We start from the raw sequence: 15,913 nt of genomic DNA, 5'->3' as shown, positions 1-15,913 counted from the left end.
TATCGCAGCAATGCTTTCAATCAGTTGTCCGGCAGCTTCTGCAATCTCTTTGGAGGGCAGGAATTTATGGGTATTACAAAGCATACCACTATCAAACAAGACATTTATAAAAAGCAAAATTGCCCCTTACCCTGACGGTTCATGCTATTGGCTATATGTTGTCTGTCGCTGGTGTTTTGATACGGTTCCAGTTTAATGCCATTTGGTCATTCACACTTTTGGCTGTACCGGCATGTTATTCGGTATTTACTGCGGTACAAGGAACTTATATAAACTGCTGTTTTCCCAGATTTGATTGGGATAATGAGATGGTAGTGGTAAAGCAAAGCATATCTGTTATTTTATCTGGCGTAATTGGAATGATATGTATTGCTGTACCAGTATTACTTCATTGGTTTTTAGGGCTTCGAATGTGGGAGTGTTGTGGGGGATGGCGGCTATTCTTATAGTTTCTGTCGGTTATTCTCTATTTTAAAGCATGTGGTAAAAAAATTATTTAATGTACGAGGAGGGTGTTGCTTATGAAAAAAATATCTTGAAGGATGTGATCGTGTTTTTGGTTATGCTGGCAGTAGTAGCGATTGTATGCTGCTTTCTTCCAGACAGTAATTCCAATCCATTTCAATGCGCAGGGAGAAGCAAATTTGTTCGTGAATAATGGTTTCTTCTTCTGGGAACGGTGATACTTACTCAGTTTATTTTCAGTTTTTGCGCCATGGCGGAAAGGGGGGATAAATGAGCGGAAAATATCCATACCATAAGCTTGCCAAGAAGTTGAAATACCGTATATTGAGAGTTTATTTATAAGCCAGGAACACTTCTGCCGGTCATCCGTACTCTGGCAGAACAAGAGGGATATAATCCGGCTACGGTTCGGCGGTCACTTGAAATGTTGAAGCAAGAAGGTTTGGTAGTTTGTAAAGATACGTTAGGTTTTTCAAAGCAGGAAATTTTAGTAATGCTCCAAAAGTATATGAATGGATGAAAAGGTTTGCAAAAATTGCCTCTCATTCTGCAAAAATGGAAAGGCCTGTTGTTTTGGGCAAATGTAAGTGATAGAATGAAAAACTGAGGTGGCAATCATGCAGATAGAATTATTTTCAGATAAATATAAAGTTCATACACTTACCAACAAGAACATAGATGAAATATATAATCTGCAAAGCCAGAATGTCCTGTTCTATGAATATTGCCCGCCTTTTGTTACGCGGCAGGCCATTCAGGAGGATATGAGGATATTGCCACCTGGCAAAGTGATTGAGGATAAATATTATATCGGGTTCTATCAGGATGGGAAGCTGATTGCGATCATGGATCTGATTGATGGTTATCCGGAAAAGAGAATCGCATATATCGGATTTTTCATGACAGATACTTCGGTGCAGAATCAGGGAATAGGAACGGAGATTATTGATTATCTGTGCAGACATCTTTGCTCCCTGGGATATGAGTCGGTTCGGCTGGTCTGGATAAAGGGAAACCCGCAGTCGGAACATTTCTGGCTGAAAAATGGTTTTACGCCATTGATGGAAACAACGAACAATGCTGCATATGAAGTCATCCTGGCCGAAAGGAGATTAATACGTGAGTAAGGCAATAAACGAGAAATTAGTGGTTTGGATTGAAGAAAAAGTAAAACGTGAATATGCAGAGGATATCAGTCTGGTATTGCTGTATGGGTCATTCATAAATGGAACTGCAAATCCTAAATCAGATATAGACTGTTATTTTAGTCCCAGGACGGAGCGGGGGTATGAGCTGGCAAAGACTTTTATCCTTGCGGGCGTAGGGTATGATATCTTCCTGATGGACTGGGAACGTGCCGGGAACATTGCGGAGCTGGAAGAATGTCTGATTCCGCTTGTCGGAGATGTGAAGATCATTTATTCTTCTTCAGCAGAAGAACTAAAGCGGTTTCAGCGGCTGCAGGCCAAAATGAAACACAATCTGGCAGACAGGCAGGTCTCGCAGGCCGCTGCACGAAAAAGAGCCGAAGCTGCTTATAAGCTGTATCAGGATATATGTAAGCCGAATCCGCTTGCGGAGATCCGGAAACTGGCCGGACATATCATTATGCAGTTAGCTGATGCCGTAGCAATTTACAACCATGACTACTTTCACCGCGGCCTGAAAATGCAGTTCAGGATTTACTGAAGCTGCAGAAAGAAAAGGACATACCGCTCCGGATCTGTGAGGAATACTTACATACTATTCAGGCAAAAACGGCAGAGGAATCTATCCGGCACAGCTATGGGATGCTTTGTACGGTGGGAGAGTATATTGGAGTAGGCTTTTCGGAGGAACTGGCAAGGGATGACGGGGAATCAGGAGAAACAGCCGAAAATAAACCTGGCAGTTAAGGCTGCAGAGGATGATTTGCTCGGAACTGGGCGAACCATTTTGGCTGAAGCTGGCAGATGGCCTTGCCGGATATGGAAACCGAGGCTGACTGCAAGTGCCGCAACATGTATTCATTTATAAGCCGGTTAGAAACGATGGCAGATGAGAAAACTGTAAGGAGAATTCTTTACAGAGTGCGGCATGGATTAAGGCGTTCCTTGACAGTGAGCTTGAGGGCAGAGTGGTACGATCTGTGCTGAACGGAGATTTGACCTGCGAGTATGAAATTATGATTCCAGAGGAAATTATGAAGACAGAGAATGAATAAGATCTGCTAAGAGATATGGGGTGTTTGGATGGTGGAGGAGTATAAAATGTTGTTAGAGTTTATAGTATTATCGGTAATTGGTATTGTTTTTTTTATAATCGGCTGGCTTATTTGGAAATGGGAGAAGATAAATCTCATACATAACTACCATTATAAGAATGTAGCAGAAGCGGATAAAAAAGCATATATAGCACTCATGGGAAAAGGTGCGATCACAATTGGAATAGGAATCATTCTTACAGGAATTATTGATTTTATTACACAGACTGGATGGGGGGATTGCATTTGGAGGTTGTTTTATCGGTGGATTGGGGCTCATGATTTATGCAGGGATGAAATATAATTAGTGGAGATGATGAATATGAATATAAAAACAAAGCAATTTCAGATATTAACCGATATTAATCTTGTATGGAATTTTATGACAGATATATACGATCCTTATTTCGCTAATGGAGCGGCAGCTCCTTTTTTCGAGTATGCGCTTACATCTAAATGGATGGATAAAGAATATCTCCATTTGAACAGGCTCTGGATGGCTGGAGATATAGTAGTGGGGTTTGTATTTACGGAAGCTGTTGTCACGAGTGTCTTTTTTAATTTACGCCCTGGATACGAAGGACTAGCTGATGAAATGGTTGAGTATGCACAGAACAGCTTCCCGGATTTGGGCGGAGAAAGAGAATTAGTGATTTTTTCAGGCCAGGAAGCGCTGATACGGGCGGCAGAGAAGGAGGGATATAAGGTATCATATGAAAATGCGGACTTTCTCTTTGATTTCAGGAAATCGGGATTAAGTTATGATCTCCCGGAGGGATTTCATTTTGTTGACCCGTTTAAGTGTGATTTGCTGAAACTTGCCAAATGTACATGGAATGGTTTCAACGCCGAGGAACTTGGACCTTTTAAAAACTGGAATATTCCGGATTCCGAAATACCTTGGAATCCGCATAAAGCATATACTGGTGTGGTGAATTGTGCGGTCGCGCCGCCGCCACACGCAACCCATGAGTATAATGTCATTATTGCCGATGAAAATGAAGATTACGTGTGTTTTTCAGGAATGTGGTGGGTTCCGGAGAATAAGCTTGCCTATATGGAACCGTTGTGTACGGTGCCGGAATATCGGAGAAGAGGATTGGCAGCGGCAGCGCTGACACAGCATTATAGACGTTTAAAAGTATTAGGGGCAGAATACATGACTGGCGGCGGTGATGATTTCTACAGAAAGGTAGGTTATGGAGAAGGTATACACTGGCTCCATTGGAAAAAGCGGAGAGGACATAATTGGCTAATGGAGGTGTGTTAATGAAATACGAAATAGCAAAAAAAGAGAACATTGAACAAATTTATCAATTGGTACAGAACACGATTAACGCTATTTATCCTTTATATTATCCTCAAGGAGTAGTTGAATTTTTCCGTGGGCTTCATTCAAAGGAAAGCATTGCTGCAGATATAGAAAATGGCTTTGTTAGAGTTTTGTTATCGGGTGATTGTTTAGTAGGAACAGGAAGCTGCAAGGAAAATCATATATCAAGACTGTTTGTTTTTTCCGATTTTCAGAAAAAAGGATATGGCAGTTATATTATGCAATGTCTTGAAAAAGAAATATCTCTTAATAACACCAGTATTTACTTAGATGCTTCGCTTGCGGCAGCCTGTTTTTATGAGCATAGGGGATATCAAACTTTAAAGCATGAAGAATTATTTATCAATGGAAATGTAAGGTTAGCTTATGAAGTAATGGAGAAACATATAGCAGTTCCTAATACAGATATTTTTTATGATGGAAAATGTTTTATACCAGAGATGAATACTGAAAATGGTGAAGTGGATAATCAAACGCTTTTTTTATATCATCAAAATGAGAATATTTTATGGGCGGATTACTATGGCGGAGAAATAAAAAAAGGAAATATAGTTGGAACGGTTGCTTTGAATGGAGAAATAGATTTTTATTATCAGCATATTAATTTGAGCGACCAGATAAGAATTGGGAAATGTCACAGTGTACCACAGATTTTAAGTGATGGTAGAATAGAACTGTCAGAACAATGGCAGTGGCTGAATGGCGATAAATCAAAAGGTTCATCAATCGTTGTAGAAAAACCCAAAAATATCTATTAGGCTATCTTGGTAAGGATAAGATAACCTTGCTTGGTTATTCTTGGGGAACATATTTCGGATGTAACCTTGTTCTTGAATATCCCGACGGATTATAACATAATTGCAGCAGTTGTATTTAATCCATATTACTCACTTGGAGATATTTACAATAACATCACTTCGGATTACAGCGTGTATTTGGAGTTTTTAGGCTCAAAGGAATTTGAAAAATTTTCATTACTTGGCAAAACTGACTATAAAGTGCCATTTTATAATATAAACGGAGATAGGGATTATCAGACGAACTTTAGCCTTGCACAGAAATATTTTGACGAAATAAACGCTCCGTACAAGCAGATGTTTATTATGAAAGACACTACACATGGATTGCTTGAATCAAAATCGGAAGAATTTTCAGATATATTACTACGGCTATTAAAAATCGACATTTTTAATAGCCGTACTTTTCAATGTATTTTAGCTTTTGATGCCGAAAATAGCAGGATACTTTATCTTCGCATTTCTGTAATCTATGTATAAATCTTCTGCTTTATTACGAATTTGCTCCCTTGTATGCGGAATTATTCCGCTGTGTATGTTCTGTTTTAAACTGTGGTTTAAGCATTTCATCAGGGTTTATTTCCGGTGAGTAGGGGTGATGTGAAGAACAGCTCAAAAGGTATTTGATAAGAACAGCGTTTATCTTCCCACCAAGAAAATCGGCAAAAACAATCCCAAAGCCGCCGAGATTGAACCAGACAACACCGCAAGGCAGAATCCTGCAAAATTGTAGGATTATTGCAATACTACAGTAGGATTTGCGTGCTATGATTTTCGTACATGGAAAGTGAACTTCCGGATTCATTTTCGATGTACGAATTTTTATATGAAGAAAGAGGTGTTGTATCTGTGAATTTATTGGAAGTAAAATCAATTTCTAAAGTCTATGGAGAGGGCGATACCGCTGTACATGCCCTGAAGAAAGTTAGTTTTTCGGTGCCGAAAGGAGAATTTGTGGCAGTCGTCGGGGAGTCCGGTTCCGGAAAGAGTACCCTTCTTAATATGGTCGGCGCGTTAGATACGCCTTCCTTTGGCAAAATATATATCGGCAGTAAGGATATCTTCGCGATGAAGGAGAAAAGCCTTACCGTCTTTCGGCGCAGGAATATCGGGTTTATTTTCCAGAGTTTTAATCTGATTCCGGAGCTGACGGTGGAACAGAATATCATCTTTCCGGTACTGCTCGACTACCAGAAGCCAAACCAGAGATACCTGGAGGAGTTGCTGGCAGTATTGAATCTTACGGAACGCCGGCATCACCTGCCGAGCCAGCTCTCAGGCGGTCAGCAGCAGAGAGTGGCAATCGGACGGGCGCTGATTACCCGTCCCGCTCTCATCCTGGCGGACGAACCAACCGGGAACCTGGATACGCAGAACAGCAGGGAGGTTATCGGACTCTTAAAAGAAGCTTCAAAAAAATATGAACAGACGATCATCATGATCACCCACAGCAAGGGCATAGCACAGACAGCGGATCGTATTTTACAGGTATCGGACGGAGAAATGACAGATTTTGGGAGGGTGCAAGACGTCCGGGGGACGTCTGTTATGCACGGACCGGAATGGAAAGGAGACAGGGAATGAAAAGTTATCTCAGCCTGATTCCGATCTCTGCACGTGTACACAGGCGGCAGAATCGTATGACACTTCTGTGTATTATCATCTCAGTGTTTCTTGTTACGGCTATTTTCAGTGTGGCTGATATGTTTGTCCGGACAAACAGCGAATCCCTGCAGGAGAAACACGGAAACTGGCATATCCGGGTCAACGGTATTTCACAGGAGACTGCAGAAAAAATCGCGCAGCGTTCAGATGTCGCGGCCATCGGTTGGTGTGATTTCTTTAATGTGGATGCGGATCAGCCCTATTATATCGGCGAAAAGAAAGCCGCCTTGTACGGCGTGGACGACACCTATATCACTCAGCTTGTCAATACGCTTGAAGAGGGAAGTGTTCCGCAGAACGATAATGAAGTGATGTTAAGCAGCAATGCAAAGCTTGCTTTGGACGTACAGGCCGGCGACCAGGTGACGGTGCATACGCCTGCCGGGGATACGGTTTTTACGGTATCTGGCTTTGGCTCCGATGATAAAGAATATTATAGGGGGCAGACGTATCTGGCTGCCGTGTACATGACAAGAGAGGCGTATCATGCAATCATGGAGGCAAATACAGTGGGAGAACATCCATCCTGCTATGTGCAGTTTCAGAAGGCGTCTTCCGATACTGCCGCAGATATCAGGGAGCAATATGGACTGGCAGATGAGGATATTTCTGACAATACTGCTACGATGGGACTGTCAGGGCAAAGCAAGAATAAATCTATACAAAATATATATGGAATCGCAGCAGTGTTGTTTGTCATGGTATTATTGGCAGGAGTATTGATGATATCCGGAAGCCTGAATAGTAATATATCTCAGCGGACAAAATTCTTTGGCATGATGCGCTGTGTTGGAGCAAGCCGCCGGCAGATCATTCAGTTTGTGCGGCTGGAAGCCCTGAACTGGTGCAAGACGGCTGTACCTGCGGGAGTCATCTCAGGCACACTGGTCAGTTGGGGGATATGCGCGTACCTGCGCTATGGTATCGGAGGAGAATTTGCCGCCATGCAGGTATTTGCCATAAGTCCTGTCGGATTGCTGAGCGGCGTATTGGTCGGTGTTGTTACTGTTTTGTTAGCGGCGCAGTCACCTGCAAAGAGAGCGGCTAAGGTTTCCCCTGTTGCAGCGGTTTCCGGTAATTCAGAAACCGTCCCGGCGAGGCGGCGTGCGATCAAACGGGAAGTTGGAAGAGTAGAAAGGACGCTGGGTATTCATCATGCAACCGCTTCTAAAAAGAACTGGTTTCTGATGACGGCATCTTTTGCACTTACGATTATTCTGATTCTATGTTTCTCGATTGGTATGGATTTTGCAAAGGGGCTGATGCCGACGCTGAAATCCTGGCAGCCGGATATTACCCTGAACGGTTATGCCAATGCGCTGGTACTTGAACAGGATGTAAAAGAGAAGGCGCTGGGGATTCCCGGTGTTAAGAGCGCCTTCGGAACCGCCTATCTGGACAATGTTCCGGCTGTTTCTTCGCGGCAGGGAATCGACCATATTAATCTGGAGTCCTACGATGAGTTTTTATTTGAAAGCGTAAAAGATGAGGTGGTGGAAGGAAATTTGTCTGATATTTATGGAGACAGCGATATGGTTATGACCGTTTATAATAAAGATAATCCTCTGAAGGTAGGAGATACGGTTCAGATTGAAGGAAAAGAGGTTACGATCACCTGTTCTGTCACGGGAGCCCTGTTTCCAAGTGAACTGCTTGTCATCTGTTCTCAGGAAACTTTTGAAAGACTGACCGGAGAGCAGGGACTTACAATGGTCGGCGTGCAGCTTGGCGGCGATGCGGATGACGAGACAGTACGGCAGATCAGTAAGCTTGCCGATAGCGATGTGATGTTTTTAGATGGAAGAGAAAGCAATAAGGGAAGTAATACCACTTATCTTACTGTAAAGGTGGGCGTCTATGGATTTCTGGCAATTATAGGAATGGTTACCTTGTTCTATATCATTAACAGCATTTCTATCAGTGTGGCGGCGAGGACGAAACAATATGGCGCCATGCGGGCAGTGGGCATGGACAGCGATCAGCTTACCAGGATGATAACGGCGGAAGCATTTACCTATGCCGTATCCGGTCTCGTGGCTGGCTGCGGAATCGGACTTCCACTCAGCTATTTCCTGCATACTCTGCTGATCACACGGTATTTCGGAATGGTATGGCATCCGCCGGTGACAATGCTGTGTGTTATTGCTGTGTTTGTGGTGACCTGTGCGGCCGTGGCAGTATACGCTCCTACAAAACGGATTCGAAATATGGCGATTACGGATACGATTAATGAACTATAGGGGGAACAAAATCGTAGGAATAAGAAAGATGGCTGCCCGCAGACTGGAGAGGGATATATGTTCTTTTCGATTAAAGAGCTGTAAAGAAATAAGGGGGGCAGACCGTCCGAAAACCCAGTCTAATCTGATATAACTATCATGGTAGAGATATCTGTCATAAAGGCAGATGACTTATATAGAAGAATGCGTACCTTGCTACGAAAATAAAACTCGTAGCCAAGAACTGAACCTTGACAACAAATGTTTTCAACAATCATGGAAGTATCACGATAAAGCAGTCATATAAATGGCTGCCGTCAGTGAAATATTGGTATTACAAAAAATCAGGCTTGCGCTTCCACATGGTAGCCATGCTTCTCTAATTCACGTATGTATCGGGAAAGCTGTTTTTGTTCGCTGCTTTTACGTCTGGCTTCAAAACAGGATTCATCGAAAAGAGTGCCTTGCTTTAGCATGGTGTAAATAATTACAAGAAGTTTTCGTGCAAGGGCAATAATAGCTTTTTTAGCCCCTTTCTTCTGTTTGATTCTCCAATACCAGGCGGACAGATAGGTATTTCGTTTTCCCGCGATTACCCAGGCAATTTCACAAAGCATACTTTTTATGTAAGGATTGCCTTTCGTGACAGATGTGCTTTTCCGTTTCCCGGCGCTTTCATTATTGCCGGGGCACAGGCCTGCCCATGAACAGATATGCTCCGCGGTTTTGAACGGTTTCATATCAATGCCGATTTCAGCAATGATTGCGCAGGAAGCCGTTGTGCTGATTCCATAAATGCTGCTTAACTGCTCCACCTGCAAAGCAAATGGGGCCATGTCCGCCTCAAGACTCTTTTCGATTTCAACAAGATGTTCTTTTAAGGAGTCATAATGGTCCATAAGAATCTTCAGGAAGGCTTTTTGATGTTCTGACAGGGTTCCATTTACGGACATGAGGATTTCATCTATACGGTTTCTTGTCTTTGTTTTTAAGCAGGAATCCAAAGCAGACCGATCAATCTGTCCATGCTCAGTGAGATGCCGGATGATGTTCCTGCCGGAAGCGCCAAAAATATCAGAAATAAAAGAGGAAAGGCGAAAGCCAGAGCTTTGCAGGAACTTCTCAACTCTGTTTTTCTGGGATGTGATATCACGGATGACACTTTTACGGTAACGATTTAAGTCACGGAACTCCCGGATTCTTTTTTCGGGAATAAAGCTGCCATTCAAAAGCCCGGCACGTAACAGGGTGGAAATCCATTCAGAATCCCGCATGTCTGTTTTCTTGCCAGGGACATTCTTCATATGGCGTGCGTTTACAACCAGCAAGGTAATATCACCGCCAAATGCTTCTTCCAGTATTTCGTAAATAGGCATCCAGTAAATACCTGTGCTTTCCATAGCGACATGATGGCAGTTTTGAGAAACGATCCAGTCCCGTAAAGCAATCATATCCGGGATTAATGTGGTAAACTCCCGGATTTCAGAGTTTGTCGGCTTACCCAAAGGACCAGTCAGGATACAGGCAACAATTTTATCTTTGTGGACATCCAGCCCGCAGGAAATTTCCAGAAGGTCTTTCATACAGAGCATCTCCTTTGCAATAGAATGGGCAGGAGATTTGCCCGAGGTGATACGGACTTTGCTACTCGTGCTAACCATAAAAGGCGCGACAATATGCTGTGCTCAAGGGCAAAACATTTACGTTGACAAACAGGGTGCAGATCCTCCAAGGTGCGTCCAAACTTAATCCTGCCTAAAACTATTATAAATCAAAACAGGAAGCTAAAACAGTAGTGGAGCCAGCCCCCTCCTATTTTCATTATAGGCTGTGATAACCCTTCATGATTCGTTGACAACTGAATAAAGTGTATAAAATTCTGGCTGCATACCAACAGACGTAGTATAATACAAGTGTTGGGAATACTACATTTTGAGGTGATATTGATGGATTATGTACGGGGATTTGACAGAGACCAAATGATGGTGACTACATGGGATTCCATGGTTGATCCGGATAGTACGGCAAGGCTTATAGATGCATTTGTGGATAGTCTTAACCTTTCAGATTTTGGTGTGAAGGAGATGTCCCGGGAAGGTAGGCCGCCGTATGACCCGAAGGGCCTTTTCAAGCTTTACATTTATGGAAGCGATAATGGGATCAAATCCTCCAGAAAACTGGCGAGGAGCTGTAAAGTAAATGTAGAGGTCAGGTGGATGCTTGGCGGAGTCGAACCTGATTTCCGGACCATATCTGACTTCCGGAAGGATAACATAGACAGCCTCAAAAAGATTTTTCACGAGTTTAACAAGCGGCTTTCCGGAGCAGTAGAGTGGGGGTTTACCTCCATTGATGGGAGCAAGTTCAATGCCTGCAATTCCAAGAATAATAACTTTACAAAAAACAAGCTGGATGACAGGATCAAGTGGCTTAATGGCCACATTGAAGAGTACCTCCGTATCCTTGATGATGCAGATAAGGAGGAAGGGTTTGAAGAAGATCCCGATAAACTTACAAAAGAGCTGGTAGAAGAAAAGGTGAAAGAAGCCCGAGAGCGCCTTGCAAAATATGAGGGCTATCAAAAGCTCATGGAAGAAAGCGGCCAGTCGCAGATGTCACTTACGGATGCAGATGCAAAACTGATGAAGAGTAAGAATGGTTTTGCGGTAGCGTATAACCCACAGACAGCAGTTGATTCTGAAACACATTTAATCCGTGATTTCCAAATGACAAACCAGGTGACAGACCACGGGCTTATGGATTCTACGCTTAAAGAAGTAAGGGAAGAATCGGAAGGCGTCATCGAGGCAGTTGCCGACAGGGGATATGAAAGTGAAGAGGACATGATAAAGTGCCTTGAAGACGGGATTATCCCGCATGTTATAACCAATGATGGGAAAGACGGGTATCAACTTGAGATACCGTACGAAGGAGCAGCTGATGCAGATACAGAAAGCACAGACCCGGAAGGGTTAAAAAAGGCGTTGCATGCCGGCGTAATTCCTGAAGCTTACAAGGATGTCATAACAGATATAGAAGTTATTGAAGTAAGAAGGAAAGTCAGTGACGAGCCAGAGACAGAGGGAGTTTCAGAGTCAATTTACGGGACACCCGAAGAAATGATGAAGAGGGCAAAGGAAGGATACTTTGTCAGGGACCCGGAGAGGAATCTCGTGTATTGCCCGAATGGAGAAATCCTCCGCCAGAAATGTATAAAGAAAAACGGGAACATCAGATACGCAAATAAGAACGCATGCCGGCATTGCCCAAACAGGAATAAATGTTACAAGGGCAAAAATGAGTGGAAAGAAATAGACTTCACGAAAGACTGTCTGGAGAAGCCGTGCAAAGATTGGCTGGAAGCCGAGGGAAGTATGCCAGGTAAGCAGGGCGTCAAAAACGGGAAATATCACTTTGAGAAACAGAAAGTGGTGAGGTTCTTCCTAAAACCTGACAGAAAGAAAACGGCAGAGCGAATGTGTTTGTCAGAGCATCCGTTTGGGACAATAAAAAGAGCGATGGGATTCAGTTACTTTCTTCTGAGAGGCCTGAGGAAAGTGACCGGGGAGTTTGCGCTCATGTGCCTGGGATACAATATAAAACGAGCGAAAAACCTATTAGGATTTGAAAAGATGATGGAGTTAATGGCGGCAGGATGCTGCTGGTATAACCCAATATACACTTTATTCAGTTGTCAAGGTCAGATATTTATTTCGAGAGAAATATATCTGGCATTTTTGATGCTAAAAATGGCTACAAACCGCAGAAAATAAGGGTTTTCGGACAATCTGGGGGGGGGGGGGGAGATACGGACAATGGATATGGGACTGGTCTTAAAATATCTTGATGATTTAAGTGAAAATAATAACCGGGAATGATATCATGCACATAAAGTGGAAAGTGAAGCGGCCTGCACACAGTTTGAGGAACTGGTGCGGACGCCCATTTTCCGTATCGGGGAATTTGACAGTGCTATTCTGCATAATCAGGCGGAAGACTGTATTTTCAAGCTGGTTCGGTATCCCCGGTTTGGCCCTGATAAGTCACCGTTTAACCCATCCTTTCGTGCGCATATTTCTGTTCAGGGAAAGCGGCCTGTTCCAGTGGGATATTACCTCATGATCAGGCCGGGCGGACAGTCTTTTCTAAGGGGCGGATTGTCTACGAATATGTTCAGGGATGCGACTGTTATGATCCGGGATTATATTGCAGAACATGGAGACGAGTTTGGAGAAATCATTCATTCTCCTGAGTTCCTAAAATATTTTGCGGTACAGGGTACGGCGCTGAAAAATGTTCCTGCCGGGTATGATAAGGAGCATCCGCAGGCAGAATACCTGAAGTTTAAAAGCTGGTATCTGAAGTATCCGGTGGCAGATGAGGCACTGAATGATTCCGAGGTTTTTATAGAGGAAACGGTGAGGTTGTTCCGTATTATGAAGCCGTTTAATGATTATCTGAACAAAGCGCTTGACGGATTTCAGATGCCTGCAAGATAGAAACAATTATAGCTCGGATTAATTTTCCTAATTTTGTTTTAGGGCATATGCAAAAACCGCCCCTCAGTCTGCAAAAGAGGGACTACTCCTTGTAAAGAGCGATTACACTTGATAAGATAAATCAATCCAGTGGCAATCCAGAAAGGGGTATATTATGATTCGGAGACTATTAAAAAGCATTCTTGGTGAAAACTTTACGGAAAACAATGCAAAACTGGCTGCTGTAAATTTTGGTATCATTCTGCTGATGTTTGTATTATCCGGCATTATGCTGTTTTTCCTGCCGGAGCAGATTTCCATCCTGCATTCGGGTACAACCTATTATCCGGTTCCCAGTGTTCTGGGAGTATGGCTGTTCCCGGTGATTGCATTGATTGTAAACCTGCTGTTTATCCGGCAGAACCGCCTGTCTAAGATGAACAGCGCCATCTTTGTGATCCTTCTGGCAGCTATGATGGTTTCCTATATAAATATGATGTGAAGGCTGTATTCGGAAAGGCTGTCCTATGAAACGTATCTTATGCAAAATTTTATTTTATAATAAGGCGAATCCGGTGGTCGTTGCTTCGCTATGTTTCATAGGTGCTTATATAGGATATTTAGTCTGGTACATACTGAACCATTATCTTCCGGCTTCGGCAGCAGATAACAGCTATGTGCTGGTATCGCTGCTGTCGGCCTGGTTCTGTGCATTTTTGGGAATCTATCAGCTACCGGACCAGTTGTGCATGAACCGCCGGATTCAAACGATTCTTTGTTATCCAGTGGAGGTACGGACGATACTAAGTGTCGTGGGAATGAGGGTTTTCCTGCTGCAATCGGGTATCTGTGCCACATTCCTTTACCCGTTTTTCCTCTTTGAAGCACATCACCGGAAAGAGGCGGCTTTGGCAATGCTATTCTGCTGTATCCTGACAGTCGCTTTAGATATTGCAGTTATCCTGTTCTCGATCCTGATCAGCAGATTTTGTGCCAGTGATATCGTGGGATATGCTTTTGTTGTATTTCAATACGGTTCTTTTCTAATACTTGCCTGGCTTGCGGGAAATACAGTTTTTTCATGTTTTCATAAACCTGGATTTTTATCTGACAGTGCCGGAGTTCTGAAGCGATACATTACCGGACAAAGTCCAGCCGCCATGCAGGGATATGAATTACGGAGTATCCTTTGGATCTGGGGCGCAGCATTGACAGGCATGACCGTCTTAATGGCGGTTCTTAAGCTTGCCGCTAAGCATTGGTATGTGCGGGGATATCTGAATGTACAGAGCTTCCGCCATAGAGAAACAGAGAAACAACCATCAGTATCTCATATTAAACACCCGTATTTTCTGCTGGAGTGGAAACGCGTTACCAGAAACAAGGAGCTGATTTTCTTCTCCAATATCAAGAACATTATAACAGTGGTAATCCTGTCCAGACTCCTGTTACACAATTTCAGCCAGTTTGGCCTTAAAGGAACCTGTGTTGAAGAACTGTTTCTGCTGATGTCCTGTTGTTCGGTCAACACCATCTCCAGTACGGCCTATTCCAGTGATGACAATAAATCCTGCTATGCGTTTCTTCCTATTTCCGGGCGAAGGCTGTTTTTATGGAAAACAATACAGGGATTTCTGTGGGGAGAGATTACCGTACTTTTATTTTGGTTTATCCTGATCGGTTTTGAAAGGCCGCCGGTTATGAACACCTTCCTGCTCCTGTTTTATGGCACTTCGATGAATTATGTATGTGTGTGGCTGGGAGTCTGTATTGATTTGAAAATGCCCAGGATCGTAAACAGTACGAACGAACTGCTCCATGGGAACATAAGTAAAGTGATTGTATTGATTACGGCAGCAAGTTTAACAGTCGTGGAAATCATTCTGGTCGGCGGGAAATGGGTTCCTATTCCGCTTCTTCCATTCGCCTGTCTGGCAGGCGCCGGAGTGGCGGCGGGGGAGTACGGTTACTGGAAATTCTGCAAAGGAGATTTTTATGATACAGATTCATGAATTGTCTAAAAGCTACGGCAGCCGGAAGATTTTTGACAGGGTATCCTGCCAGATGGAAAGCGGCCGTATCTATGCCCTTGTGGGGATGAACGGGATTGGGAAAACAACGCTGCTTCGGGCGATTACACAGCCAGAATGCATGGATTCAGGGCAGGTTTTGATTGATCATATTGAGAGCAGCATATTTGAATCAAAATACCGTCTCTTCTATGTCCCGGACAGCAAGGAGATGTTTCTGAATCTTACCGGAAGGGAGTATTTGAGATTTATAATCCAACTGTACCGGCAGAAACCGGAGAAAGCGGAGATTCTGCAAAGAGGATTGATGGGGGCTTTTAAGCTCGATGGGGCGCTGGATGCATATATTGCGAACTATTCTTTGGGGATGAAGCAGAAAATATACATGGCCGCCGCTCTGTTGTCCGGGGCAGGGAATTTTATTTTGGACGAACCGTTTAACGGGCTTGATCCGGAGAGTATCTCGACATTAAAGGGAATATTGGCAGAGCGGCGTGACGAGGGAGCTATGGTTTTGTTCTCGGTTCATAATCTGGAGCTGGCGCGTGGTTTTTGCGATGAGGTAATCCAAATTGATGGGGAGCATAATATTAAGTCTGCTAAAGAATTAAATGATTATAGGTGGGTTTCAGGGGAGACGAAGGCAACAATATAGAGTAAATCAAGTTCAGTGTAACACTGGTG

The 15,913-nt window shown here is 43.4% G+C and carries 15 protein-coding genes; 14 read left to right on the top strand and 1 reads right to left on the bottom strand.

Translation table 11 applies throughout. The annotated features are described in order from the left end of the window. The first annotated feature begins 799 nt into the window (after positions 1 to 799). The 9 genes from AC6I3O_RS28340 (at position 800) to AC6I3O_RS28300 (ending at position 8,742) form a co-directional block, all read left to right on the top strand. Positions 800 to 985, top strand: coding sequence for a GntR family transcriptional regulator (locus AC6I3O_RS28340; RefSeq protein ID WP_497854197.1), 186 nt, complete (start codon positions 800 to 802; stop codon positions 983 to 985). Between the two features lie 97 nt (positions 986 to 1,082). Then, positions 1,083 to 1,592 carry a GNAT family N-acetyltransferase gene (locus tag AC6I3O_RS28335; RefSeq protein WP_160284458.1) on the top strand — a complete coding sequence of 170 codons (510 nt, stop codon included), beginning with the start codon at positions 1,083 to 1,085 and terminating at the stop codon, positions 1,590 to 1,592. After that, positions 1,585 to 2,154 carry a nucleotidyltransferase domain-containing protein gene (locus AC6I3O_RS28330; protein WP_160284459.1) on the top strand — a complete coding sequence of 190 codons (570 nt, stop codon included), beginning with the start codon at positions 1,585 to 1,587 and terminating at the stop codon, positions 2,152 to 2,154. Before AC6I3O_RS28335 ends, AC6I3O_RS28330 begins: the two co-directional genes overlap by 8 nt. A 560-nt stretch (positions 2,155 to 2,714) precedes the next feature. Beyond that, on the top strand, positions 2,715 to 3,011 hold the full coding sequence (locus AC6I3O_RS28325; protein ID WP_497854175.1) for a DUF3784 domain-containing protein: 297 nt from the start codon (positions 2,715 to 2,717) through the stop codon (positions 3,009 to 3,011). An 18-nt stretch (positions 3,012 to 3,029) separates the two neighbouring features. After that, a complete protein-coding gene (locus AC6I3O_RS28320) occupies positions 3,030 to 3,977 on the top strand; it encodes a GNAT family N-acetyltransferase (protein ID WP_497854173.1) in 948 nt (315 codons plus the stop codon). Further along, positions 3,977 to 4,798, top strand: coding sequence for a GNAT family N-acetyltransferase (locus AC6I3O_RS28315; protein WP_160284460.1), 822 nt, complete (start codon positions 3,977 to 3,979; stop codon positions 4,796 to 4,798). The genes AC6I3O_RS28320 and AC6I3O_RS28315 overlap by 1 nt, the downstream gene beginning before the upstream one ends. A 26-nt stretch (positions 4,799 to 4,824) precedes the next feature. Next, the gene (locus AC6I3O_RS28310; protein ID WP_497854195.1) at positions 4,825 to 4,893 is read left to right on the top strand and encodes a hypothetical protein; all 69 of its coding nucleotides are present in this window, start codon (positions 4,825 to 4,827) and stop codon (positions 4,891 to 4,893) included. 793 nt (positions 4,894 to 5,686) lie between these two features. Further along, complete coding sequence (locus tag AC6I3O_RS28305; RefSeq protein WP_334638633.1) at positions 5,687 to 6,421, top strand: ABC transporter ATP-binding protein; 735 nt, start codon at positions 5,687 to 5,689, stop codon at positions 6,419 to 6,421. Further along, positions 6,418 to 8,742, top strand: coding sequence for an ABC transporter permease (locus AC6I3O_RS28300; protein WP_497854170.1), 2,325 nt, complete (start codon positions 6,418 to 6,420; stop codon positions 8,740 to 8,742). Before AC6I3O_RS28305 ends, AC6I3O_RS28300 begins: the two co-directional genes overlap by 4 nt. A 323-nt stretch (positions 8,743 to 9,065) precedes the next feature. Here AC6I3O_RS28300 and AC6I3O_RS28295 read toward each other — a convergent pair whose 3' ends face one another. Then, positions 9,066 to 10,304 carry an IS110 family RNA-guided transposase gene (locus tag AC6I3O_RS28295; protein WP_004074370.1) on the bottom strand — a complete coding sequence of 413 codons (1,239 nt, stop codon included), beginning with the start codon at positions 10,302 to 10,304 and terminating at the stop codon, positions 9,066 to 9,068. Between the two features lie 363 nt (positions 10,305 to 10,667). Between AC6I3O_RS28295 and AC6I3O_RS28290 the strand changes: the two genes are divergently transcribed. The 5 genes from AC6I3O_RS28290 to AC6I3O_RS28270 all read left to right on the top strand — a co-directional run bounded on the left by AC6I3O_RS28290 (position 10,668) and on the right by AC6I3O_RS28270 (position 15,884). Continuing rightward, positions 10,668 to 12,494, top strand: coding sequence for a transposase (locus AC6I3O_RS28290; protein ID WP_302144327.1), 1,827 nt, complete (start codon positions 10,668 to 10,670; stop codon positions 12,492 to 12,494). Between the two features lie 120 nt (positions 12,495 to 12,614). Then, entirely contained in the window at positions 12,615 to 13,220 is a 606-nt protein-coding gene (locus tag AC6I3O_RS28285) for a DUF2461 domain-containing protein (protein ID WP_497854167.1), read from the top strand. Between the two features lie 154 nt (positions 13,221 to 13,374). After that, positions 13,375 to 13,701, top strand: a complete 327-nt coding sequence (locus tag AC6I3O_RS28280) for a hypothetical protein (protein ID WP_160284463.1) — start codon at positions 13,375 to 13,377, stop codon at positions 13,699 to 13,701. Between the two features lie 25 nt (positions 13,702 to 13,726). Continuing rightward, positions 13,727 to 15,211, top strand: coding sequence for a hypothetical protein (locus AC6I3O_RS28275; RefSeq protein ID WP_497854165.1), 1,485 nt, complete (start codon positions 13,727 to 13,729; stop codon positions 15,209 to 15,211). After that, positions 15,195 to 15,884: an ATP-binding cassette domain-containing protein gene (locus tag AC6I3O_RS28270; RefSeq protein ID WP_334638630.1), complete on the top strand. Its 690-nt coding sequence runs from the start codon at positions 15,195 to 15,197 to the stop codon at positions 15,882 to 15,884. Before AC6I3O_RS28275 ends, AC6I3O_RS28270 begins: the two co-directional genes overlap by 17 nt. The last annotated feature ends 29 nt before the right edge of the window (positions 15,885 to 15,913 follow it).

Source organism: Sporofaciens sp. St.21A7 (genome assembly GCF_059728535.1).
Note: the sequence above shows the minus strand (reverse complement) of the source record. Positions and strands in the feature narration are given on the sequence as shown.